The 23776-nt window shown below is 62.6% G+C and carries 26 protein-coding genes; 17 read left to right on the top strand and 9 right to left on the bottom strand.

The genetic code is table 11. The features are described from left to right. The first annotated feature begins 6 nt into the window (after nucleotides 1-6). A complete protein-coding gene (locus BM116_RS03680; RefSeq protein WP_083728025.1) occupies nucleotides 7-996 on the top strand; it encodes an ABC transporter substrate-binding protein in 990 nt (329 codons plus the stop codon). A 36-nt stretch (nucleotides 997-1032) separates the two neighbouring features. Here BM116_RS03680 and BM116_RS03675 read toward each other — a convergent pair whose 3' ends face one another. Further along, nucleotides 1033-1782 (bottom strand): alpha/beta fold hydrolase, encoded by a 750-nt coding sequence (locus tag BM116_RS03675; protein WP_083728026.1) that lies wholly within the window; start codon nucleotides 1780-1782, stop codon nucleotides 1033-1035. Then, complete coding sequence (locus tag BM116_RS03670; protein ID WP_083728027.1) at nucleotides 1775-2743, bottom strand: isopenicillin N synthase family dioxygenase; 969 nt, start codon at nucleotides 2741-2743, stop codon at nucleotides 1775-1777. The genes BM116_RS03675 and BM116_RS03670 overlap by 8 nt, the downstream gene beginning before the upstream one ends. 107 nt (nucleotides 2744-2850) lie before the next feature. On the opposite strand from BM116_RS03670, the gene wrbA reads away from it, so the two are divergent. From wrbA to BM116_RS03620, 10 genes are all read left to right on the top strand, one after another. After that, a complete protein-coding gene (wrbA, locus tag BM116_RS03665) occupies nucleotides 2851-3504 on the top strand; it encodes an NAD(P)H:quinone oxidoreductase (RefSeq protein WP_083728028.1) in 654 nt (217 codons plus the stop codon). 183 nt (nucleotides 3505-3687) lie between these two features. Then, the gene (locus tag BM116_RS03660; protein ID WP_083728029.1) at nucleotides 3688-4698 is read left to right on the top strand and encodes an ABC transporter substrate-binding protein; all 1011 of its coding nucleotides are present in this window, start codon (nucleotides 3688-3690) and stop codon (nucleotides 4696-4698) included. 49 nt (nucleotides 4699-4747) lie between these two features. After that, nucleotides 4748-5626, top strand: a complete 879-nt coding sequence (locus BM116_RS03655) for an ABC transporter ATP-binding protein (RefSeq protein ID WP_083728030.1) — start codon at nucleotides 4748-4750, stop codon at nucleotides 5624-5626. Continuing rightward, the gene (locus BM116_RS03650; RefSeq protein WP_083728031.1) at nucleotides 5623-6426 is read left to right on the top strand and encodes an ABC transporter permease; all 804 of its coding nucleotides are present in this window, start codon (nucleotides 5623-5625) and stop codon (nucleotides 6424-6426) included. The genes BM116_RS03655 and BM116_RS03650 overlap by 4 nt, the downstream gene beginning before the upstream one ends. Nucleotide 6427: 1 nt before the next feature. Then, the gene (locus BM116_RS03645) at nucleotides 6428-7396 is read left to right on the top strand and encodes a DMT family transporter (protein ID WP_083728032.1); all 969 of its coding nucleotides are present in this window, start codon (nucleotides 6428-6430) and stop codon (nucleotides 7394-7396) included. A 232-nt stretch (nucleotides 7397-7628) separates the two neighbouring features. After that, entirely contained in the window at nucleotides 7629-8624 is a 996-nt protein-coding gene (locus BM116_RS03640; RefSeq protein ID WP_083728033.1) for an ABC transporter substrate-binding protein, read from the top strand. 3 nt (nucleotides 8625-8627) lie between these two features. After that, a complete protein-coding gene (locus BM116_RS03635; protein WP_083728034.1) occupies nucleotides 8628-9413 on the top strand; it encodes an ABC transporter ATP-binding protein in 786 nt (261 codons plus the stop codon). Continuing rightward, a complete protein-coding gene (locus BM116_RS03630) occupies nucleotides 9394-10185 on the top strand; it encodes an ABC transporter permease (protein ID WP_083728035.1) in 792 nt (263 codons plus the stop codon). Before BM116_RS03635 ends, BM116_RS03630 begins: the two co-directional genes overlap by 20 nt. 57 nt (nucleotides 10186-10242) lie before the next feature. Continuing rightward, the gene (locus BM116_RS03625) at nucleotides 10243-10725 is read left to right on the top strand and encodes a nucleoside deaminase (protein ID WP_083728036.1); all 483 of its coding nucleotides are present in this window, start codon (nucleotides 10243-10245) and stop codon (nucleotides 10723-10725) included. A 301-nt stretch (nucleotides 10726-11026) separates the two neighbouring features. Beyond that, nucleotides 11027-11419, top strand: coding sequence for a globin (locus BM116_RS03620; RefSeq protein WP_083728037.1), 393 nt, complete (start codon nucleotides 11027-11029; stop codon nucleotides 11417-11419). Here BM116_RS03620 and BM116_RS03615 read toward each other — a convergent pair. From BM116_RS03615 to BM116_RS03590, 6 genes are all read right to left on the bottom strand, one after another. Then, on the bottom strand, nucleotides 11413-11757 hold the full coding sequence (locus tag BM116_RS03615; RefSeq protein ID WP_083728038.1) for a hypothetical protein: 345 nt from the start codon (nucleotides 11755-11757) through the stop codon (nucleotides 11413-11415). The genes BM116_RS03620 and BM116_RS03615 overlap by 7 nt on opposite strands. Nucleotides 11758-11988: 231 nt before the next feature. After that, nucleotides 11989-12801 carry an ABC transporter ATP-binding protein gene (locus BM116_RS03610; RefSeq protein ID WP_083728039.1) on the bottom strand — a complete coding sequence of 271 codons (813 nt, stop codon included), beginning with the start codon at nucleotides 12799-12801 and terminating at the stop codon, nucleotides 11989-11991. Further along, on the bottom strand, nucleotides 12798-13853 hold the full coding sequence (locus BM116_RS03605; protein WP_211276290.1) for an ABC transporter substrate-binding protein: 1056 nt from the start codon (nucleotides 13851-13853) through the stop codon (nucleotides 12798-12800). Before BM116_RS03605 ends, BM116_RS03610 begins: the two co-directional genes overlap by 4 nt. A 70-nt stretch (nucleotides 13854-13923) precedes the next feature. Further along, entirely contained in the window at nucleotides 13924-14739 is an 816-nt protein-coding gene (locus BM116_RS03600; protein WP_083728040.1) for an ABC transporter permease, read from the bottom strand. Between the two features lie 9 nt (nucleotides 14740-14748). Next, nucleotides 14749-15765: a fatty acid desaturase family protein gene (locus BM116_RS03595; protein ID WP_083728065.1), complete on the bottom strand. Its 1017-nt coding sequence runs from the start codon at nucleotides 15763-15765 to the stop codon at nucleotides 14749-14751. Between the two features lie 4 nt (nucleotides 15766-15769). Continuing rightward, nucleotides 15770-16639 carry a sugar phosphate isomerase/epimerase family protein gene (locus tag BM116_RS03590; RefSeq protein WP_083728041.1) on the bottom strand — a complete coding sequence of 290 codons (870 nt, stop codon included), beginning with the start codon at nucleotides 16637-16639 and terminating at the stop codon, nucleotides 15770-15772. Nucleotides 16640-16831: 192 nt separating this feature from the next. Between BM116_RS03590 and BM116_RS03585 the strand changes: the two genes are divergently transcribed. Beyond that, nucleotides 16832-17212, top strand: coding sequence for a helix-turn-helix domain-containing protein (locus BM116_RS03585; RefSeq protein WP_090474990.1), 381 nt, complete (start codon nucleotides 16832-16834; stop codon nucleotides 17210-17212). Nucleotides 17213-17214: 2 nt separating this feature from the next. On the opposite strand, the gene BM116_RS03580 is transcribed toward BM116_RS03585, so the two are convergent. Further along, on the bottom strand, nucleotides 17215-18195 hold the full coding sequence (locus BM116_RS03580) for an AraC family transcriptional regulator (RefSeq protein WP_083728042.1): 981 nt from the start codon (nucleotides 18193-18195) through the stop codon (nucleotides 17215-17217). Nucleotides 18196-18344: 149 nt separating this feature from the next. Between BM116_RS03580 and BM116_RS03575 the strand changes: the two genes are divergently transcribed. From BM116_RS03575 to BM116_RS03555, 5 genes are all read left to right on the top strand, one after another. Further along, a complete protein-coding gene (locus BM116_RS03575; protein WP_083728043.1) occupies nucleotides 18345-19679 on the top strand; it encodes a flavin-containing monooxygenase in 1335 nt (444 codons plus the stop codon). After that, nucleotides 19676-20632 (top strand): bile acid:sodium symporter family protein, encoded by a 957-nt coding sequence (locus BM116_RS03570; protein ID WP_083728044.1) that lies wholly within the window; start codon nucleotides 19676-19678, stop codon nucleotides 20630-20632. Before BM116_RS03575 ends, BM116_RS03570 begins: the two co-directional genes overlap by 4 nt. A gap of 2 nt (nucleotides 20633-20634) precedes the next feature. Beyond that, on the top strand, nucleotides 20635-21570 hold the full coding sequence (locus BM116_RS03565; RefSeq protein WP_083728045.1) for an SDR family oxidoreductase: 936 nt from the start codon (nucleotides 20635-20637) through the stop codon (nucleotides 21568-21570). A 438-nt stretch (nucleotides 21571-22008) separates the two neighbouring features. Continuing rightward, a complete protein-coding gene (locus BM116_RS03560; RefSeq protein ID WP_083728046.1) occupies nucleotides 22009-22794 on the top strand; it encodes an SDR family oxidoreductase in 786 nt (261 codons plus the stop codon). A 99-nt stretch (nucleotides 22795-22893) separates the two neighbouring features. Then, nucleotides 22894-23649, top strand: coding sequence for a sulfite exporter TauE/SafE family protein (locus tag BM116_RS03555; RefSeq protein ID WP_083728047.1), 756 nt, complete (start codon nucleotides 22894-22896; stop codon nucleotides 23647-23649). Nucleotides 23650-23776 lie beyond the last annotated feature (127 nt).

The raw sequence follows: 23776 nt of genomic DNA, 5'->3' as shown, positions 1-23776 counted from the left end.
TTACCCATGCAATTTACCTCTCTGAAACTGACCGGCCTGGCCCTGGCGCTGGGCTTCAGCGCCGCCACCGCACAGGCTGCGGACCTGACACCGGTCACTGTGACAACCACCTGGTACGCGCAGGCCGAGCACGGCGGGCTGTACGCCGCCAAGGCAGCAGGTATCTATGAAAAGTACGGCCTGGACGTGACCATCGACATGGGCGGCCCGCAGGTCAACAACGTGCAACTGCTGATGGGCGGCAAAACCGATTTCAGCATGGGCTACGCGCTGCAATCGCTGAATGCGGTGAAGGAAGACATCCCGCTGGTGACCGTAGCGGCCTGGTTCCAGAAAGACCCGCAATCGCTGGTAGTGCATGAAGGTGCCGGTAACGACAGCCTCGAAGACCTGAAGGGCAAGGGCATCCGCATTCCCACTGCCGGCCGCGTTGCCTACTGGCCGTGGATGAAGGCGCAATACGGCTTCTCCGACGAACAACTGCGCCCCTACGACTACAGCTTTGGCCCGTTCATCGCCGATCCGCAGGCCATTCAGCAGGGCTACGTGACCAACGACGGATATTTTCTGGCCAAGGAGAACGTAGCGGCCAAGAGTCTGCTGCTGGCCGATTACGGCTGGAACGCCTACGCCTGCACGCTGGATACCACCGCCGAGATGCTGGAAAACAACCCGGATGTGGTCAAGGCCATGGTTGAGGCCACCGCCGAAGGTTGGGCCGCCTACTTTGCCGACCCGGCCCCGGCCAACGCGCTGATCAAAGAGGCCAACCCTGAGATGGCCGATGAACTGCTGGCCTACAGCACCGCCAAGATGCAGGAAGAAGGCATTCTGCTGTCGGGGGATGCCGCTGACGGCCAGTACGGCATCATGACCACCGCACACTGGAAAGGCTTCTTCGACGACATGGTCGCAGCCGGCACCCTGCCAGCCGACCTGGACTGGCAGAAGGCGTTTGACCTGACCTTTGTCAACGCCATGTACGGCGCGGAGTAAACCAACCGGGGAGCCGCTTGCGGCTCCCTGCTTCCCTCAACTGGCAAACGCCAACAAGGCTTCAGCAACGGCGGCAATCTGCACCACTTGCGGTACATGCCCGCAGGGCAGGCTGACGACCTGCGCGCCCGGCACCAGCGCCTGCATTTTGCGCTGCGCGGCGAGCACCACGGAGCGGTCTTCTGTGGCTTCTACATACAATCGCGGCAGGCGGCCAAAGCGCTCGGCGGTCCAGTTGGCAACCAGTGCACGGGTACCTTCGGGCTGGCTGCAAAAACGCTGTGCGGCGGCCATGGCTTGGTCTCGCGGCAGGTCCTGCAGGAACACCTCACACACCGCCTCAGGTGGCACGCTGGAGGATTGCCGGTCGTCGGCCCAGACCAGATGCGGCCAGATGCCTGCTGCTTCCGGGTTGGTCGCAAGCAGCGCGTTGCTCAGCTCGGCAAAGCCCAAGCCGGAAGGCAGCATCATGCCCGCCAGATAGGCCACGCCAACGACCCGTTCAGCGAGCATTTCGGCTGCCTGGGTGGCGATCACGCCGCCGCCGGAATGACCGACCAGCAACAGCGGGCCTTCAATCTCGGCGCAGGCGGCGGCGATATGCGCCATGCAGCCTGCCATGCTGATGTCTTCCTCTACCGCCGGATGCTGCGGGTTGCCGGGCATGTCGAGCGTCAGCACGGCATGGCCTGCGGCTTCAAGTTCAGGCTTGAGCGCATCCCACACCCAGCTGCCCGCCCAGGCGCCGTGGATCAGCACAAAGGTGGGCTTTTGCTGCTCAGGCATAGGTCCTCCGGTACATCTCCTGCAAATGGGCTTCAACCGTAGTGACCGGGTAACGCGGCGCATCACCGGGTTGCAGGCAGACCGGCAGACAGCGGACTTCGTGATCGGGGTTGCCGCTGTAGAAGAAGGGCACCGAGTAGCGCTCTGCGCCGGAGGTGTTGACCACACGGTGCAGGGTCGAGCGATAGCGGTCGTTGGTCCAGCGGGCAATCATGTCGCCCAGGTTGACCACGAAAGTACCAGGGATCGGGTTGGCGTCGATCCAGCGCTCGCCGGCGGCGTCCCAGACCTGCAGGCCGGGCTTGTCGTCGAGCAGCAGCACGGTGATGCCGCCAAAATCGGTGTGCGCGCCGCAGCCCTTTTCGCCCGGCTCCGGGTTACCGGGCTGGGGCGGGTAGTGCAGCAGGCGCAGGGTGCACAGCGGGTGCTCGCAGAAGTCGGCGAAAAAGTCCTCCGGCAGGCCCAGCGACAACGCCAGCGCCGCCATGATGCGCGCGCTCAGCGCCTCCATTGCGGCGTAGTACTGCTCCATCGCCGGGCGAAAGTCTGCGACGCTGTGCGGCCACTGGTTTGGCCCGGTGTTGAAGCGCGTGAGCGCGCGCTCGTCATCGGCGGCCACTTCTTCGCCAATGTAAAAACCTTCTTTCAGATCCGGGGGCGCGCCGGCTTCCAGCGTTTGCCCGCGCAGCGGCTCGTAGCCCCGATTGGCCTTGGACTGGGCCTTGTCGACCAGCAGCTTGTCGGCCATCGGCAGGTCGAAGAACTGCTTTGATGCATTGAACACCTGTTCGATCAGCGCGCTGTCGATGCCGTGGCCGCTGACGTAGAAGAAACCGCTGTGCTCGCAGGCCTCGCGCAGGGTGTCGGCCATCGCGGCCTTGCTCTGCTCACTGCCGCCAGCCATCGGGCTGATGTCGATCACCGGCAGGTTGGCTGCCTGTGCCCCATACTGCTGTGTCATGTTTTTCTCCTGAGACGGGAAATATCAACTTGTCCATCTGGTCAGGTATTCATATTGCATGCCAAGGCGCATGTCTTTGATCCGTTGCCCTTGAGGAGCACGCTGTTATGTCCGCATCACGCATTACCGTCGTCGTCGATTCACGCTACGGCACCACCCTGACACTGGCCAAAGCCATCGCCGAAGGCGCCGTCAGCGAGGGCGCCGAGGTGCGTTTGCGCCGGGTGGCGCTGTCGGAACCGGAGTTCAGCGTCGATACCGAACGCGCCGATTTTATTGCCGCCCAGGCCGAATACCGTGATCTGCCGCAGGCCAGCATGGCCGATCTGGAGTGGGCGACCGGCATCATCTGGGGCTCGCCGACCCGCTACGGGCTGATGAGCACGCCGCTGCGTGCCTTTATCGACGAGGTCGCACCGCTGTGGCGCCAGGGCGCGCTGATCGGCAAGGTGGGCGCGGCGTTCACCTCCACCGGCGGCATGCACTCGGGCAACGAGATGACGCTGCTCAACCTGCTGCTGCCGTTCCTGCAGCACGGCATGATCCTCGCGGGTGTGCCGCACAGCGTACCGGCGCTGGTGCACACCCGCAGCGGTGGTTCGCCCTACGGCGCCTCGGCGGTCACCGGCTTCAACGGCACCCTGGGCGTAGATGACGGTGAGCAGGCGATTGCCCGCGCCCTCGGTGCACGGGTTGCGCGTCTGGCCGGGCAGATCACCCCGGAACCGGCCTCGGTGGACCTGGCTGCGGGCAGCCACTGACTCGCGAAAATTGAGCCGTTGCAGTGCAGAGCGCCGACACTGCGACGCAATCCGGTGCACGTTTTTACTGACCAACTGTTCAGGAAATGGAAATAACGGCACTTACGGCACATGGCACGGCGCTTGCTGCAGGAGAAATGTTGAATAACTGGTCAGCTATCTACTGCAAGCAAGGAGCAACACATGCGCCACCCCCGCAAGAATCTGAAGTCGTCTGCACTGCTCGGCATGGCCGGCGCGGTGCTTGCCAGCGGTTTGTCCACATCCCTGATGGCGGCCGAGCTGGACGAAGTCGTATTCGGTACCAACTGGTATGCCCAGGCCGAACACGGTGGGTTCTATCAGGCCAAGGCCACCGGCCTGTATGAGAAATACGGTCTGGATGTGTCCATCGAGATGGGCGGTCCACAGGTCAACGGCATGCAACTGCTGGTGTCCGGCAAGCGCGACTTTTCCATGGGCTACGCCGTCGGTGCAGTCAAGGCAGTAGAGCAGGGCATGCCGGTCACAACCATGGCCGCCGCCTTTCAGGGCGACCCGCAGGCGCTGATTGCGCACCCGCACATCACCTCGCTAGAGCAGATCAAGGAAGAAGGCCTGCCGGTGTACATCGCCGCCTTCGCCAACACCACCTTCTGGCCCTGGCTGAAAGCCAAGTACGGCTACACCGATGACATGATCCGCCCCTACACCTTCAGTGTGGCGCCCTTCCTGGCAGACAAGAACATCGTGCAACAGGGCTACCTGTCGTCCGAACCCTTCGCGATGGAAAAGGCCGGCGTGCAGCCGTCTGTCTTCCTGCTGGCTGACTACGGCTACCCGGCTTACGCCACCACCATCGAAACCACCGACGGCTTGATCGAGAAAAACCCCGATCTGGTACGCCGCTTCGTGCAGGCGAGCATGGAAGGCTGGGCCAGCTACTTCAAGGATCCGGCGCCGGGTAACGCGCTGATCAAAGAAGCCAACCCGGAAATGAGCGACGAGCAGATCGCCTACGGCATCGCCAAGATGCAGGAATACGGTCTGGTCACCGGTGGCGACGCGGCCACCCGCGGTATCGGCGTCATGACCGACGCACGCTGGGCGAAGATCCACAAGTTCATGCTGGAGGCCGGTCTGGTCGATGCCAGCCTGGATATCAAGGATGTCTACAGCCTCGAGTATCTGCCCACCGAACCCGTTCTGCCCTGATTCACCTACCAGCTGGCGGCCCGCACCGGGCCGCTCACGGGAGACCCCAATGACAAGCTCCAAAGTGACGCCGCTCAAGGCCAATCCGGTCGACACCCGCGCTGCCGAGCAGGCGCACACTGACAGCAACGGCAATCCGCGTCCGGTGCTGCAGGTCGAAGGCGTCAACAAGATTTACGCCAACGGCACCGTGGCGCTCAAGGGCGCCGATCTGACCATCCGCCAGGGCGAATTCGTCAGCTTGCTGGGGCCATCTGGCTGCGGCAAGAGCACCCTGCTGCGCATCATGGCCGGCCTGGGTGACGTGACCACCGGCACCGTCAAGTTCTGGGAACAGGGTTACGACGTGGTCGGCGACAAGGGCCGCAAGCTGGCCTTCGTATTTCAGAACGCGACCCTGATGCCGTGGGCACGGGTGCGCAAGAACGTACGTCTGCCGCTCGACCTGGAACACCAGAGCGGGGCAGAGACCGAGCGCAAGATTGATGACGCGCTGGAGATGGTCGGCCTCAAGGGCTTCGACAACGCCTTTCCGCGTGAGCTGTCCGGCGGCATGCAGATGCGTGCCTCGATTGCCCGCGCCATGGTCACCGAGCCAAATCTGTTGCTGATGGACGAACCCTTCGGCGCACTGGACGAGATGACCCGCAACAAACTCAACGACGACGTGCTCAAGCTGTGGCAGAAGAACGGCTGGACCATCGTGTTCGTTACCCACAGCGTCTACGAGGCGGTTTACCTGTCCAGCCGCGTGGTGGTCATGGCCGCCCGCCCGGGCCGCATCGTCGACGACATCAGCATTGATCAACCCTTCCCGCGCAACGCCGACTTCCGTGTCTCGACCGAGTTTGCCGGCTACTGCCGTCAGGTCTCGCAGGCGCTGGAACGCGCCAGTGCCATGGGCCAGCCACAGGAGGTCAAGGCATGAGCGCGCCACTGATCCAGAACGAAAGCTTCGTAAAAGTTGCCGCACCGCTGGCCGTGGGCGTGCTGTTTCTGCTCATTTGGGAAATCGCCGTACAGGCGCTGGAGATGCCCAAATACATCCTGCCGGGGCCGATCGAGATCTTCAAAGCGCTGATCGACGGTTGGCAGCCGCTGCTGGGCGCGCTCTACATCACCCTCAAGGTCACCTTTCTGGCCTTTCTTATCGCGGTGGTGCTGGGTGTCGCGGCATCCTTGCTGTTTGTGCAGAGCAAGTGGATCGAGATGAGCCTGTTTCCGTACGCGGTACTGATGCAGGTAACGCCGGTGGTCGCCATCGCGCCGCTGATCATCATTTGGGTGGATGACACCACCTGGGCGCTGACCGTTTGCGCGGTGATCATCGCCATTTTCCCGATCATCTCCAACACCACGCTGGGCCTGCGCAGCGTTGATCCGAACCTGCTCAGCATGTTTCGCATGTACCGCACCAGCCGCTGGCAAGAGCTGGTACGCCTGCGTATTCCGGGCGCGCTGCCTTACTTCTTCGGTGGTCTGCGCATCAGCTCGGGCCTGGCGCTGATCGGTGCGGTGGTGGCCGAGTTTGTCGCCGGCACCGGCGGTGCCAAGGCCGGGCTGGCGTACATGATTCTGCAGTCGGGCTATAACCTGCAGATTCCGCGCATGTTCGCCGCACTGCTGCTGATCACCCTGACCGGTATCGCGCTGTTCGCGCTGATGGTCTGGCTGTCTGACCGCGCCCTGCGCAACTGGCACGAAAGCGCCCTCGAAGTGGAGCACTGAGGTGGCCCAAAACGCGACCGCCGGAACCGCCGGCGGTCACAGCTACGCCTTTGGCCTGGGTTATCTGCTGCTGTGCTTCAACGCGCTGGGCTGGGGGCTGAACTTTCCGGTGCTCAAACTCGGGTTGGCCTTCAGCCCGCCGATGCTGTTTACCTGCATGCGCATGGCACTGGGCACGCTGGCGATGTTTATCATCGCCGGCCTGCTCGGAGTGCTGCGGCTGCCACGGCGCGGCGATCTGCCGATACTGCTGTCGGTCGGTGTGCTGCAGAACATGGCCTTTATCACCCTGGTCACCCTGGGCGTGCAGTACCTGCCCGCGGGGCGCGCGGCGATTCTGGCCTACACCACGCCCATCTGGGTGGTACCGGCGGCGGCGCTGTTTCTCGGTGAACGCTTTACCCTGCCGCGCGCCATGGGCGTGGGTTTGGGCTTGGCCGGGCTGCTGACCGTGTTCAACCCGCTGAGCATCGACTGGTCCAATCACGACGTGTTTATCGGCGGTGGGCTGATCATGCTCGGCACCATCCTCTGGACCGCCGGACTGATCCACGTGCGCCGGCATCACTGGCAGGGCGATGTGCTGTCGCTGATTCCCTGGCAGCTGCTGACCTCGGTGCTGGCGCTGCTGCCACTGGCGCTGCTGCTGGAGAGCCCGAGCCAGATCGACTGGGAGCCGAGCTTTGTCTGGATGCTGGTGTTCAGCGGTGCGATCGCATCCGGTATCTGCGTGGCGGCGCAAGTGGCGGCGATCCGCTCGTTGCCGGCGGTCAGCCTGTCGCTCAGTTCAGCGTCGGTACCGGCGGTCGGCATGCTGTCGGCCGCCTGGTTTCTGGGTGAAGTGCCAACGCCGAGCGACCTCGCCGGCTTTGCCCTGATCGCGCTGGGCATTCTGGTGGTGGGGCTGGCAGACCGACGCCAGGCCCTGCGCAACCGCAGCACCGCAGCCAAGGCCACGCCGGCCAGCTGAGACAACGCACGACTCTGGTTCACGCTGCACCAAAAGCGAGCGGCGCGCTGGTCAGGTATTCCAGCGCGTTACTCGCGGCAGGCTGACCACCTCTCCAAGACCCTGAAAACACGGGGCTTTCGGTCGATCTCCAGGATTTTCAAAAGCTGGCCCGCAATTTGCTCAAGATAAACAAAACCTGCCCAACTGGTCAGGATAAAAAAGCCAAGCACATCACACTGGAGAGTTACCTATGTTGAAGAAAGCGTCCGGCGTATTGGCGATGGTCATCGCCATGTCCGCCAGCGGGTTTGCTGCAGCAGCCGACAAAGTTACCTATCAGCTGGACTGGCTGCCGGGTGGCGACAAGGCCCCGGTCTATGCCGGTATCCAGCAGGGCTTCTTCGCCGACGAAGGGCTGGAAGTCACCGTGGCCAGCGGCCGTGGCTCCACCGACGCCATCACCAAGATCGCCACCGGTCAGGCTGACATCGGCAGTGCCGACATCGGCGCCCTGATGGCCGCCCGCGCGCAGGACACCGTGCCGGTCAGCGCCGTTTACATGATCTTCAACCAGGGCCCGCACGCCTTCTTCTCGCTGTCTGACTCCGGCATCGAGAGCTTCAGCGACATCGCCGGCAAAAAAGTCGCGACCTCACCGTTCACCTCCTCCAACGCTTTCCTGCCACTGGTGCTGGAAGCCAACGACATGCCGGGCGACGCCGTCAGCCTGACCAAGTCTGATCCGGGCGCGCTGGGCCCGATGCTGGTCACCGGCAACACCGACGCCATCATCGCCTGGGTCACCAACATCGCGCTGTTCAAGCAGCAGGCTGCGGCCGCTGGCAAAGACATCAACGTGATCCGCTGGTCCGACGCCGGCCTGTCGCTGTACAGCTCTGCCGTGGTCGCTGCCGACAGGTTCCTGACCGAGCGCCCGGATGTGGCCAAGCGCTTTATGCGCGCCTTTGACAGGTCGGTTCGCTTCACCCACGAGCATCCGGAACTGGCTGCTGCCGACCTGCACACCATGGTGCCGGAAGTGGACGCTGCGGTTGCCACCGCGCAGATCGGCGACTCCATGCCGCTGACCTTCAACGAGATCAGCGAAGCGGACGGTCTGGGCGCCATGACACCCGAGCGTATCGCCACCACCTGGGACTGGGTTGCCCGCGCCAATGAACTGAGCGTGGACTCCCTGGACCCGGAAACCATTGTCAATCGCGACTTCATGCCGGTAGCGGAGTAACCCATGGAGCACACTAGCGAACGCGCTTTCGTGCGGATGACCGGCGTTGGGCATCGTTACGATCCCACGCCCGGCAGTCCGATGGCGGTGCAAGGCATCGACCTCGACATCCATCGCCACGAGTTTGTGGCGGTGGTCGGCCCCTCCGGCTGCGGCAAGTCCACCTTGCTGCGGATGGTCTCGGGCCTGCTGATTCCAAGCGACGGCGAGGTCAGCGTATTCGGTAAGCAGGTAAACGGCCCCCGTGACGACGTTGGCATCGTGTTTCAAAAGCCGACCCTGCTGCCGTGGCTGACCGTTCGCAAGAATGTGCTGTTTCCGCTCAAGCATAAATTTGGCCGCTATGGCGCCGCCGATGAAAAGCGCGCCGATGAACTGCTGGCCATGGCAGGGCTGGAAGCCTTTGCCGAGAAGATGCCGGATGAACTGTCCGGCGGTATGCAGCAACGGGTCGGTATTGTCCGTGCGCTGCTGCTCAACCCCGATATTCTGCTGATGGACGAGCCGTTCTCGGCACTGGATGCCATGACCCGTGAGCAGATCGGCTTCGATCTGCTGAAAATCTGGGATGAAAATCCAAAAACCGTGCTGTTTATCACCCACTCGATCTCCGAGGCAGTGCTGCTCGCCGACCGCGTACTGGTGATGAGCAAACGCCCGGGCAGCGTGCTGGACCTGATCGAAGTCGATCTGCCCCGCCCGCGTAGCTCGGACACCATCAAGCATGCCCGTTTCAGTGAGCTGACTGACCGCATAAGGAAGCATATCTATGAGCCAGAAGCCCACTGACGCCGCAGCGCGTCGCGCGCTGCTGTTGAACCTGTCGCCGTGGCTGTTCTTTATCGGCCTGATCGTACTCTGGGAGCTGGTCTGCCGCGTGTTTGAGCTGCCGACCTACGTGCTGCCGGCGCCGAGCGAGATCGGCAAGGCGTTCTTCGACGTCGAGTTCAGCCGCTGGATGATGCACCTGTGGGCTACCCTGCGGGTGGCGCTGATGGGCTTTGCGCTGTCGATCGTGATCAGCATTCCGCTGGCCATTGCGATGATGCGCTCGGAGTTTCTCTCACGCACCCTGTACCCGATGCTGGTAGTCGTGCAATCCACTCCGGTGGTTGCCGTTGCGCCGCTGATCATCGTGATGATGGGCTCGGACGATCCGTCACGGGTGCTGATCACCTGCCTGCTGACCTTCTTCCCGCTGGTGGTCTCGACCGCAACAGGGATCAACGAGACGCCGGCCGAGTTGATCGAGCTGAGCCGCTCGCTGGATGCGCCGACCCGCCGGGAAACCTGGCAGATCCGCATTCCCTACGCGATCCCGCACATTTTCAGCGGCCTCAAGGTGGCAATTACCCTGGCGATCATCGGTGCGGTGGTGGCGGAGTTCGTCGCGGCAGAAGAAGGGCTGGGCTACTTCATCCAGTTCTCGACCTCGTTCTTCAAGATTCCGCAGGCCTTTGCCGGACTGTTCTTCCTCGCCATTGTCAGCCTGCTGCTGTTCAAGTCGGTGCAATGGACCCAACAGATCTTCTTCGCCTGGAGTCTGCCGAAGAAGAAGTAACCCCTTACCGGCGGCCTGCGCGCCGCCGGACCTCAAGCTGTAAGCAAGGACACTTTTGTGAGTCATACCGAACGCGATATCCACTTTCTGCGTGAAAGCTTCCGGCTGGCTGAAGAAGCCGGCAAGCAAGGCATCCACCCGTTCGCGGCCATTCTGGTCGACGCCGACGGTACCGTGCTGATGGAACAACTGAACGCCTTTCTGCCCGATCACGACATGACCGGCCATGCCGAGCGGGTACTGATGACCCGCGCCAACACCACCTACAGCCAGGACGTACTGGCCGGCTGCACCATGTACACCAGCGCCGAACCCTGCGCCATGTGCTCCGGCGCGGTGTACTGGGCCGGCGTGGGTCGCGTGGTCTACGGCGCCAGCGAAAAGCGCCTTAAAGACATGACCGGCAACCACCCGGAAAACCCGACGCTGGATCTGCCATGCCGCACGGTATTCGAGGCTGGCCAGCGCAAGGTCGACGTCGTTGGCCCGCTGCTGGAAGAAGAGTCCATCCGCGTCCACGAAGACTTCTGGAAAGACTGATTCAAGGGGCTGCCGGCGCCTCGCCCTGAGCCGCCCACAACGCAGCCCCCCATCTCCCCCTGACCGTCGCCCGTCCGCAGGCTCTGCGGCGACGGCCAGGCTTTGTCGAACTGGTAGCCGACTAGATGGAGCGCTTTCAACTTTAGGCGTATTGACGAGTGCGTCAGGGCGCGGGTTAGAGCGGTCGGACTACAACCCGCGTCCTAGAGCGGCAAAAGGGCACATTGCCAGCAGCGAGCGGTGTTGCAGAACCTGCTACACTCTGCGCCCCGCGTCACCCTGCCGCACCTGAGGACCCGCCATGAACGCCCCCGACATCGTCATGCAGAGCTACGGCCGCTGCTGCGCCTCTGCCACGTTTTTCGACGACTTTTACCAGCGCTTCCTGCAAAGTTCGCCCGAGGTGCGTGCCAAGTTCACCAACACCGACATGCCCGCGCAGAAGCTGCTGCTGCGCCAGGGCATCCTTAATCTGGTGCTGTTCTCCCGTGGCCTGCCACCCACCAAACTGCAGGCATTGGCCAGGTCGCACTCGCGTGACAAGCTCGACATCCAGCCGCACCTCTACACCCACTGGATCGACGCGCTGATTCGCACCGTGGAGCAGCACGACAAGCAGGCCAACGCAGAGACCGCACGCGCCTGGCGCGAGGTGCTGAACAAGGGTGTCGAGGTGATTCAGGCCGGTTACTGAGACAACACGGCCACCACCAGCAACCGATACCCCCGCCCCACACAACGCGGGCTGACTACCTCACCCGGGCGCGCGGCCAGCAGGCGTGCGCCCAGCGGCGAGAAGATCGACACCTCGCAGCTAAGCCTGCGGCGATCCACCAGCCGCAGGCGCAGCAGCTCCTGGCTCTGCAAATCCAGCAACTCCAGCTCACTCCCGAGCCGCGCCCGATCATCGCTGCCGGCGCGCGCCAGCAACTCCAGCTTACCGATCACACTGGCCAACTCGTGCGGCCCAATCATCCAGCTGCCCGCCGCACCACGCAGGCGCGCACCTGCCCCGACCATGGCAAATACCATCTCGACATCTCCAACAACAGAAAAGGGGATAGACACGCAGGCCGGGTACGGACGAACCGCCCCGGCTCAGATCAGGAAGGCGACAGCATGGGTGCTGACAACGAAGGGCACGCGCACGGCTCCAGCAGAATCACAAAGACTGCCCCACCATACGCCAGCAAAAATTAAAGGCAAGCCGGGCTGCGGCCCGGCTGCCAACGACAGCGGATCGCACATGCTACTGCATGCGTCCTAGTGACTGCCCTCATCACGCATCATGCCCAGAATCTGCTGCTCCATCTGCGCGTACTGCGGGTGCGAGCGCAGGGCCTCGCGAGTCGAGATGCTGCCATCGGCCTTGAAGGGCGGCTGCAACAGGCTGCGCACGCGCCCAGGATGGCGTGACATGAACACGATGCGATCACCCAGCAGCAGTCCTTCCTCTACATCGTGGGTGACCATGACGACCGTCATGCGCTCCTTGCGCACCACATCCAGCAGCAGCTCCTGCATCTGCCAGCGGGTTTCGGCGTCCAGCGCACCAAAGGGCTCGTCCATCAGCAGCACCTTGGGCGCATTGGCCAGCGCACGGGCCAGCGCCACGCGCTGGCGCATGCCACCGGACAGCTCGTGCGGGTAGGCATCAGCGAAGCGCCGCAGGCCGACCCGGTCGATAAAGTAATCGACCGTGCCCTCACGCAGCGCCAGCGTATCGCCATTGATCTTCAGGCCGTAGGCGACGTTCTCGCGCACGGTCAACCAGGGGAACGAGGTGTACCCCTGAAAGATCATGCCGCGATCCCGGTGCGGCCCGCGCACCGGTTCACCGGCCAGTGTGATCTCGCCACTGCTGGGGCGCTCCAACCCGGCCATCATGCGCAGCACGGTGGACTTGCCGCAGCCGGACGGCCCCAGCAGGATGCAGACCTGATGAGCTGCAACATCAAAGCTCACCCGATCTACCGCCAGCACCTCGCGTCCGCGGTCACGAAAAGACTTGCTCAGCTCGCTGACTCGCAGCGCCTGCCCGACCGTGAGCGGAACCGCCTCGACTGCCGCGTTCATGGCTGCTCAGCCTGCAATACCGTGCGCAGCGGCTCCAGGTTTACGCCCGTGCTCCAGTCATGCAGCGCATCCACCTGACCGAACTTCTGCCACCAGCTGTTGGTAGTGTTCCAGTGCTCGACGATCTGGCCATTTTTCATGCCCAGCGGCAGTTCACCCTCGACGACCCCCATAAAGCGGCCGGCCTGCTCACGATCAAACACCATGATCCCGCCCTTGAGAATCTCACCGTCGGCGCCGATGACCATTTCAACGTCATCGACCGGGAACTGAATGGCATCAGCAATGATCTGGTTGCCTTCTTCCGGATTGGCCTTCCACCACTCCACGGCTTTGAAGTAAGCATCCATCGCCATCGCCGCCGCTTCCGGGCGCTGTTCGAGGAAGGCCTCGCTCATGTACATGCCGTCGCCCAGCAGCGCGGTACTGATCCACTTGTCTTCGCTGGAGGTGGCCATGACGCGGGAGCCGGGCATGTTCTTCAGTACCTGACTGCCGAAGGGTTCCCAGAACTCGGCCGCGCTGACGGTGCCGCCCAGCATGGCCCCTGCGGCCTCGTCCATGATCACGTTGACGAACTCAACCTCATCAATTCCGACTCCTTTCTCCTCAAGCCAGATACCCATGAAGATCTGCGTCAGCCCGCCTTCCAGCACGGCGACCTTCTTGCCCTTCAACTCGCTTGGCGATGAAATCGACGGCGCGAGAATAATCTTGTCGGTGCCATAGGACGGATTGGTATAGGTCACCAGCCGAACCGGCACATCCTTGTCGACCGCGATAGGGCCGTACTCGACGGTGCTGGAAGTCACATCCAGCTGCCCTGCACTCATCAGTGCAAAGCTCTCGTACGGGTCTTCAATGATGCTGATCTGCAGGTCCAGATCCGGCACCAGATTCTTCTCCTTGGCGATATACCAGAAGGCATAGCCCGGCCAGGAGAACAGCGACACGTTAACCTTCTCGACTGCCTGCACGACGCCGGCGGCCCCCATCAGCGCGGCGCCCAGCACACACCCCTTGAACGCTTTGCTCCAGTTGCTCAACTGCATGTTGTCTCTCCCCATGGTTAACCGCTTCCGGCAACGCCAACAGGCCTGCCGGTCTCACACTCGTCAGGTCCTAATTACCGCGCCGCCGCAGGTAGGGAAACCACCACCAGTGCAACGCCCGAAACGCCAGATCGCAGAGCAGGCCAAGCACGCCAATCACCACGATGCCGGCCATGATTTCGTCCACGTGCACAAAGCGCCGGGCGCGCATCATCATGGCCCCGATGCCATCGGTCGCGGCAACGATCTCGGCGATCACCAGATAGGTCCAGCTCACTGCCATCATTTGCCGGCAGGTATCAACAATGCCCGGCAAGGCCGAACGCACGACCACTGTCCACAGCACAATGCGCTTGGAGCCGCCGAGGGTTTTCGAGGTCTCGATAAAGTCTTGCGGCACCTGGCTGGTGACATCGCTGACCAGCGTGATCAAAAACCAGATAACCCCCAGCATCAGCAGGGCGATCTTCTGTTCATCACCGGTGCCCAGCCACATCAACAGCAGCGGGATGAACGCAGGTGCCGGCAGATAGCGGAATGCAGACACCAGCGGATTGAAGAACGCCGATACCGAGGCAAAGCTCCCCATCAGCACCCCCAGCGGAATAGCGATCAGCGCCGCCAGCGCAAAGCTGATGCCAATCCGCGTCAGACTGCTCCACACGTCGCTGGCAAAGCCGCGCTCAAAGAACAGCTCTCTCAAGGCCCCCAGCACCTGCAAAGGCCCCGGGAACAGCGGGCTCACCTCGCCGCCCCAGGTTGCAGCCCAATGCCAGCCAAGCAGCAGCAGACACCAGGCCGCAATCCCGAGTACCACCTTCGTGCTCGGCGCAACCGGCTGCTTGAACTCGAACAGGTCGCCAACGCGTATCAGCCATTGCCCCATGAGCACCTCTCAGAACGCCGTCAGGAATGACAAACCGTTAACGCCTACAGCCTCGCCGTTACGCACCGTCTCGCGGACATCAGCAGTGCCGTACTCCTCAGCCAGCACCCGCTCGACGCGGTGGCGGTGAAAGCACTTCACCTGCCCCCAGAAGCTCAATAGCTGCGGGCAATCCTCACCGTAGAGTTCCTTGTGATAGGCCGGCAGCCGATGCCAGGCCACGGTTGGCCGGGTGTGATGCGCGTTGTGGTAGGAAAAATTCAGCGCCAGCAGATTGAGCCAGGGCCAGCGCTGGGAGATCAGGTTGCTGTAGGTGTTGGCCTCTTCGTACTCACGATTGCCCTTGTAGGGCGCCGGCTGACCGGACTCATCCAGCGTGTAGACGATTTCGTAGTTGTGCTGGAATGAATCCATGAAGCGCAGAAAGGTAAGGAACAGCAAGTAGGCAAGCACATAGCCAAGCGCGGCCAGTGGCGCCAGGTACGCCACCAGAGCAAACAGCGCGACGCGCACGAGCGTCACGCGGATGACCCGGCCACGTTGATCACGCTTGCTCTGCATGTAGAAGGGCGCGGCGATCAGCATGCCGTGCATCAACAGCTCTACCGCCGGAATGTAGGCCCACTCCAGGGCACGCACCAGCTTGTGCAGACGCGGGCGAGCAAGCAGCCAGGCCCGATAGTCAAAGCTCAGCGGCTCGCAATTATCAACATGATGGCGCATATGCTTGTAACGCACGTCTTCGTAGGTGCCGTAGTTGGCACCGGCGATCACGTTCAACCAGCGCCCCAGTCGGGTGTTGTGCTCGACCTTGCGGAAGATCGCGTTGTGCCCGCAGTCGTGCAGCAAATAGGCCGCGATGGTCATGCCATGGGCAGCCGCCAACACACCAAGGGGCCAGCTCCACCAGGTGGCCATCCACATGGCGTACCAGCCGCCCAGATAAGTCAGCAGGATATACGCGATGGCCAGCACGTTGGGCAGCGTGCCCTGCTCGTCACGCCAGATGCTTTTTGCAGCAGACATCAGTTCACTCCTCGATTGCAGCAGCAGCGCGCTGAGCATCGAGCCAGCGCAAAAATTGGTCTTGCTGGCGCTTGCCGATCCAGCTGTTGACCTGCCACAGATCCGCCACCGGCTGGTGCGTGAAGGGCAGGGTATGCAGGTAGCCATCTGGGCCAAATTCGGGGGTCATGGTGGTGCGCTGGAAGCCACGCCGCGCTTGCGAGGCCCAGATTGCCTGCCAGCAACGTTCATGCGAGGCCAGCGCCTCGGCGTACTCCGGCGCAGCAGGGTGCGGTACCTGCGGACCCTGGTCATACCCCACACGGGCATGGATGTGATGGGCGCGCTCGGCCACTTCGAGGATGGTTTCCCACTCGCTGTCCATCAGCCGCTCGCAAACCACCACCCAGTGGCTGAAGTCGCAGGTAATGCGCAGCTCGGGCAGGGCGCGCAGGACATCACGGGTTACCCAGGGGTTGAAGAAAGAGCGGCCACGATGGGTCTCGAAGGAACAGAGCACGCCCAGCCGGTCCGCCAGGGACTGTGCCCGTCCAAAGAAGTCGATCTGCACATCCAGCGGCCAGGCATCGCAGCCGCCCATGACATTGAAGAACACCGGCTCCAGCGGCAGGCTGCGCTGGATCTTCTGCTCCAACGACTGCAAGTGCTCATCCGGGGTAGCGTGGCGGTCCGGCACATAGCTGCCGGCGGTGCAGATCTCTGCGATGTAGCTCAAGCCATGATGCCGCAGCACTTGTGCCAGCTCGGTACGCTGGTCATCATGCTCGGGCGCAGGTGCCTCGATGCCACTGAAACCTGCTGCGCTGGCCAACAGGGCTGCACTCTCGAACGATCCCTGATGGCCCCAGAGTGTCTTGAACAAATCGCATTGCATGCTGCTTCTCCGCTCGTATCATTAGCTGAGCAGAACAAAGCAAGTGCCATGCCATATATGTGCAAAGTTGCATATGTTGCTGATTTACATGCTCCTCGACATGTAAATCGAATCGGAGCCCTGTGCCCGCATGCGCTTAACTGGTGCAAACGGGCATCAGACGCCCCATGATGAGCAGAGCGAAACAAACGGATGAGCAGGAAATACAGCAATATCCAGCGCGCCTTGGCCAGCCGCGCGATTCTGGACATGGACGCCTTCTGGGCACAGACCTTCGCGGCCTCAGGTACCAGCGACCTGAACTACTGCGACCTGTTTACCCATCTCTGGCTGATCCGCGACCAACCGCCACAACCCAAAACAGAGCTGTACCCGCTGATGCCCAATATCAGCCGCCGGACCGCAGTGAAGTATGTGCAGCACGCTATCGAGCACGGCATGCTCAACGAGGCGCCCTGCGCCACCGACCGCCGCATACGGCTGGTCAGCCTGACTCCGCAGGCGATGACCTTGATAGAACGCTTTCTCGACTACACCTGCCTGAGCTTCAACGCGGTCGGCAAGGAGCCCTGAACTCACACCCCGTGGCGGGATGCCCGATACCGAGCAGGCGTCTCGCCCTGCCAACGGCGAAACGCACGGACAAAGGCGTTCTCGTCGGAAAAGCCGAGCTGCTCGGCGATCTGCGCCACGCTCAGGCGGCCCTGCTGCAACGCCTGGCAGGCCATCTCCTGCAGTACCGACTCGCGCAGGGTCTTGAACGACAGGCCTTCTTCGGCCAGCTTGCGGTTCAGGTGCCGGCCGCTCAGGCCCAGCTGCTCGGCGATGCGTTCCTTGCCCCAGCGCGGTTGGCTGCGCACCTGCGCCTGCACCTCGGCGGCCAGGCTATGTTGGCCAAGGCTGGCCAGGGTCTGATCGGCCAGTTGCCGCAGGTGATCACGCAGCGCGCTGTTGGCCTGAATCTGCGGCAAGTCGAGCTGGTCTGCAGAGAAGGTGATGCGGTTGAAGCCTGCTTCGAAGTGCAGCGGGCAATCGATCAGCGCTTGATACTCGGCGAGTGCCGCCAGCGGTGCGTGCGCCAGCCAGATACCGCTGGCGCGGAATTGGCCACCGGTGGCCCAACGGGTCAGATTGAGCTGGCCTGAGAGCACTGCTTCCACCCGCTCGGCCTGTCGCACGTTGAGCTGCGGGCGGTAGTCCAGCGCCACCTGGTCCCCCTCGTGCAGCAGCTCAAAGCCGCCGCCGCCGCCAATCACCGGCGCGTATTCCACCTGCTCTGCCAGCGCCTCGCCCAGGGTGTCGCAGGTCACCAGCAACATGCCGGCGCTGTCCAGGTGGCCCACCTGGACCTCAAGCCCCAGACGCAGGCCCGCCAGCGGGTCACCGCTGAGGCGGCAATAGCTGTCCCACAGCTCATCCTGCAGTGCCAGCGGAATCCGCTCGTTGCCCTGCAGTCGGGCTAACAGCTCGGCGGGCAGGGCAATGCCGAGGCGCTGCGCGGATTGCAGCAACGCTTGGGCATAGAGGGGAGTGACGCTGTGATCGACGCTCGACATGGCTTGAATTGCCGGATTCCTGTCCCGTTTTGTCCGATACCGCGGGGGGGCGTTTGGCTAGACTCGTGATCATAACCTTGCCGCCGTCGCCGTGTAACGCACGGTGAGCAGGGTTCATAACAACGACAAGAACAAGTTGAGGTATCCCCATGTACGCTGTCATCGGCGCCGGCCCTATGGGTCTGGCCACTGCTCGCAACCTGCAGAAGCTGGACATTCCCTTTATCGGCCTTGAGCTGCACAGCGACGTTGGCGGGTTGTGGGACATCGACAACCCTCACAGCACCATGTACGACAGCGCGCACCTGATCTCCTCCAAGCGCATGACCGAGTTCGCCGAATTCCCGATGGACGACAGCGTGGCGCTGTACCCGCATCACAGCGAAATGCGCCGTTACTTTCAGGCCTACGCCAAGCACTTCGATCTGCGCCGCCACTACGAATTCAACACTCGGGTGCTCAGTGTGGCGCGCGAGGGCGAGCAGTGGACCATCGTTACCGAACGCGACGGTCAGCAGCAGAGCCGCCGCTTTGAAGGGCTGCTGATCGCCAATGGCACCTTGCACACCCCCAACCGGCCAGACCTGCCGGGCCGTTTTGATGGCCAGATCATGCATTCGTCCGAGTACCGCAGCCCCGAGGTATTCAAGGGCAAGCGCGTACTGATCGTCGGCTGTGGCAACTCCGGTGCCGACATCGCGGTCGACGCAGTACACCACGCCAAGTCGGTCGACATGAGCCTGCGCCGTGGCTATTACTTCCTGCCCAAGTTCATCAAAGGCAAACCGACCGACACCCTCGGCGCCGCCCGCAAATTCAAGCTGCCGCGCGCGCTGAAACAGAAGGTGGATGCGGCGCTGATCCGTTTCATCATGGGCAAGCCGTCCGACTACGGCCTGCCCGATCCGAACTACCGCATGTACGAGTCGCACCCGGTGGTGAACTCGCTGGTGCTGCATCACCTGGGGCATGGCGACATTCACGCGCGCCGCGACATCCAGAGCATGGACGGCAACCGGGTCGACTTTGTCGACGGTCAAAGCGCCGAGTACGACCTGATCCTGCTGGCCACCGGGTATCAGCTGGACTACCCGTTCATTGAACGCGAGCACCTGAACTGGCCAGCCGCACTGGATGCACCGCAGCTGTACCTGAACGTGTTCCACCCCGAATACAACAACCTGTTCATGATGGGCATGATCGAGGCTGCAGGGCTCGGCTGGGAAGGTCGTAACCTGCAGGCGCGTCTGACCGCGCTGTATATCCATCAGCACCGCCAGGGCAGTGCGCAGGCCGCCAGTTTTGCCGCCACCAAACGACAGCAGGCGACCACCAATCTGGACGGCGGCTACGACTACATCAAGCTCGCCCGCATGGCCTACTACGTCAACAAGGATGCCTATCTGGAAGCGCTGCACCAGCACATCGCCGAGCTGGAAGCCGGCCTTGAGCAGGCCGCACCGCAAGCGGTACCGGCAACATGAGCGGCGCGCTGCCGATTCAATTCGACCCGGCAAGCCTGATCATGCTCAACCTGATCATGGCCTGCATGATGTTCGGCGTGTCGCTGAGCCTGACGCTGGATGACTTCAAGCGTGTCATCAAGACGCCGGTGGCACCGGTGGCCGGCCTGTTGGCGCAGTTTCTGTTGCTGCCAGCGGCCACCTGCCTGTTCACCTGGCTGCTGAACATCGACCCCGAGCTGGCACTGGGCATGATCCTGGTCGCCTCCTGCCCGGGTGGCAGTTTTTCCAACGTCATGACCTGGCTGGGCCGCGGCAACGTCGCCGTTTCAGTCAGCATGACAGCGGTTTCCAGCCTCGCGGCCACGGTGCTGACGCCAATCAACTTTGCCTTCTACGGCTGGCTCAACCCACACACCCGCGAGTACCTCACCCAGATCAGCCTCGACCCGGCCGGCATTCTGGTCATTGTGCTGTTGGTGCTGGCGCTGCCGTTAGTGCTCGGCATGCTCAGTGGCAAGCGCTGGCCCAAGCTGGTGACCCGCAGTGAAAAGCCGCTGCGGGTGATCTCGCTGCTGGTGTTCCTCGGCTTTGTCGCGATTGCCTTCACCAACAACTTTGATCTGTTTATCGAGCGCTTCCACAGCTTCTTCTGGCTGGTGGTGGCCCACAACCTGCTGGCGCTGAGTTTGGGCTACGGCATGGCCAGACTGCTGCGTCTGCCGCTGGCCGACCGCCGCGCGGTGACCATGGAAGTGGGCATTCAGAACTCCGGTCTGGGGCTGGTGATCCTCTTCACCTTCTTCCCAGAGGCGGGCGGCATGATGCTGATCACCGCGTTCTGGGGTGTCTGGCACCTGGTATCGGGGCTGACCCTGTCGCAAATCTGGGCCCGTCAGAGCCGCCGCGCCGAACAGATAGAAAAACAAGAACAACAAAACGCCGCCCGCCGCGGCGCCCAGCAGAGCCTGTAACCATGAGCAAACGCATTCTGATCACCGGCGCTGCCGGTTATATCGGTCACCAGCTGGGCAACCGCCTGGCCAAGGACTTCTTCGTTATCGGTACCGACATCCGTGGCCGCGATGATCTGGACTTTCCAGTGCAGGTCATGGACATCCGCGACGCAGGTTTGGTCGACCTGCTCAAGCGCGAACAGATCACCCACGTGGTGCATCTGGCGTCCATTCTGCAGGCGTCGAAGGACCGCGAACGCGACTTCGACATCGACGTCAACGGCACCCGCAACGTACTCAAGGCCTGTGTCGAAGCGGGCGTGCAGCACCTGACCGTGACCAGCTCCGGCGCTGCCTACGGTTACTACGCCGATAACCCGAGCTGGATCGACGAGCAGGACGCCATCCGTGGCAACCGCGAATTCGCCTACTCCGATCACAAGCGCCAGATCGAGGAGCTGCTGGCGCGCTACCGACGTGAACATCCAGCGCTGACGCAGCTGATCTTCCGCCCCGGCACCGTGCTCGGAAACGAGACCCGCAACCAGATCACCAATCTGTTCGAAGCCAGGCGCGTGCTGGCGATCAAAGGCAGCGACTCGCCGTTCGTGTTCATCTGGGATCAGGACGTGCTGGCCGCGATGGAGATGGGCATCCGTGACGACCGCCAGGGCATCTTCAACATGGCCGGCGACGGCGCCCTGAGCATTCAAGACATCGCCCGCCGCCTGAACAAACCGCTGCTGACCCTCTCGCCGTGGATTCTGAAAAGCGCGCTGCAGGTCGCCAAATGGCTAGGCCGCCCGACCGGCCCGGAGCAAATCAACTTCCTGCGCTACCGCCCGGTGCTGAGCAACCGGCGGCTGAAGGAGGAGTTTGGGTATCAGTTGCAGAAGACGTCGGCGGAGACGTTTGAGTTTTTTGTAGAAGCTAGAAGGCTGAAGGCTGAAAGCTGAAGGCCGGAAGTTTGAAGCTGGAAGCTTGAAGTAGTCCGAGCGCTACTTGGGATTTTCTTGCCAGTTTGAAGCTGAGCTGGAAGCAGAACCTTTAAAACCACTCGGACTGCTTCAAGCTTCCAGCCTCCAGCTTCTAGCCTCCGGCCCTCAACCCCCAAAAGTGAACAACCCACTGGACGCTCAGAGGAGTTTGGCTATCAGTTGCAAAAGACGTCGGCCGAAACCTTTGAGTTTTTTGCAGAGGCGTGAGGGCTGAAGGCCGGAAGTTTGAAGCTGGAAGCTGGAAGCTGGAAGTAGTGCGAGCGCTGATCGAGCTTTTATTGCCAACCCGAAGCTGAGCCAGACTCCAAGCGATTAGACGGCTCGGGCTGCTTCAAGCTTCCAGCTTCAGGCCTTCCCCCTACAGGCACAAAAATGAACAACCCACAGGACGCTCAAATGAAGGTTATTTTGATCACCGGCGCCGCCTCCGGCCTTGGCTGGGCAATGGCCAAGAGCTGGTTCGACGCCGGCCACAGCCTGGTTATGGCTGATGTTAACGAGGTGCTGCTCAAGCAGCGCGAGCAGGAGTTGAATGCGCCCAAACGGGTGCTGGCGATCACCGCAGACATTACCAACGCCGGCGATATCCAGCGGCTGATCAAGGCCTCCAGCGACCACTTCGGTCGCCTTGATCGGCTGGTCAACAACGCGGGCATCACCCACCGCTCACCGGCGCATCAAACGGACCCTGCGGTATTCCGCAGGGTCATGGCGGTGGACTGGCAAGGCCCGGTCGAGCTGACCATGGCGGCGCTGCCGCTGCTGCGCGCCAGCCAGGGCGAGATTCTCTGCATCGGCTCGATGGCAGGCTGGATGCCAGTACCGGGTCGCGCCGCCTATTGCGCGGCCAAGGGCGCGCTGACCCAGTTCTTTGAGGTGCTGCGGCTGGAGCTGGAGCGCGACAACATCCACGTGCTGATGGTCTACCCGAGCTTTCTCGACACGCCTATAGAACACAATGCGCTAGGCAAAGACGGCAAGCCCGCCAGCCACGCGCGCTCCATGGTCGGCGGCATGCGCACCCCGGAATGGATGGTCGGGCTGGTTGACCAGGCACTGGCAAAGCAGCAACGTTGGCTACTGCCCGAGCCAGTGTCCCGCTTTGGCAGCCTGCTCTGGCACTTTGCCCCGACGCTGTATCTGCGTCAGGTGCGCAAGCGCTTTGCTGGTGAGCTGGGCTGATCACCCACCGGCGGGACGCAGAATCCGGCTCAGCGCCAACGCGTTAGGGCACGCACGCTCTCCGGATTCCTTACACACCCGCGACAAAAAGAAGACACCATGTCCCTCGACACCCTGCTGCTCAATCCCTGGCTCTGGCTGGGGCTGTTTATCCTGCTGGCTTACACCATCGAAGCGATCACCGGCTTCGGCAGTATCGTCATCGCGCTGTCGCTCGGCGCCTTGCTGCTGCCCATTCCGGCCATGCTGCCGGTGCTGGTGCCACTCAATATCTGCATGAGCGGCTATCTGGCCTGGCGAAACCGTCAGCACATCCACTGGCCGACCCTGCTGAAACTGATCCTGCCGCTGATGCTGATCGGCATGCTGCTGGGTTACGGCCTGCGGCCGTGGCTCAGCGGCCAGCTGCTCAAGGCGCTGTTCGGTGTGCTGGTGCTGTGGTTTGCCGGTCGTGAGCTGCTACGCATGTTCCGTGGCCATATCAGCCCGCCGCACCCGAGCTGGCTGAGCCGCAGCCTGACCCTCGGCGCCGGCCTGACCCACGGCCTGTTCGCCTCCGGCGGCCCGCTGCTGGTCTACGCCCTGGCCGGTACCCGACTGGACAAGAGCCAGCTGCGCGCCACCCTGATCAGCGTCTGGTTCACCCTCAACAGCAGCATGACCGTGCTGTTTCTGCTCGACGGCAGCCTGCTGCCCAACCTGCCACGCATCGCCAGCTACCTGCCGCTGCTGGTGATCGGCGTAGTGCTCGGCGAAATCCTCCATCACCGCCTGAACGAGCAGCGCTTTCGGCAAGTGGTGTACAGCCTGCTGGTGGTGACGGGGGTGTTGTTGCTGGGCAAGGCGGTGCTGTGACGCCCGACGCGGCGCGGTAGGGTGGAGAAAGCCAACGGCGTCTCCACCATTCATGCACAGAGTCCACGGCCATAGATAAGCCGTGCCCGTGCGCACAAAAGCCGCGGAGATGCTGCGCTTACTCCGC

It is taken from the genome of Halopseudomonas pachastrellae (assembly GCF_900114765.1).
GTDB classification, from domain to species: Bacteria; Pseudomonadota; Gammaproteobacteria; order Pseudomonadales; family Pseudomonadaceae; genus Halopseudomonas; species Halopseudomonas pachastrellae.
Note: the sequence above shows the minus strand (reverse complement) of the source record. Positions and strands in the feature narration are given on the sequence as shown.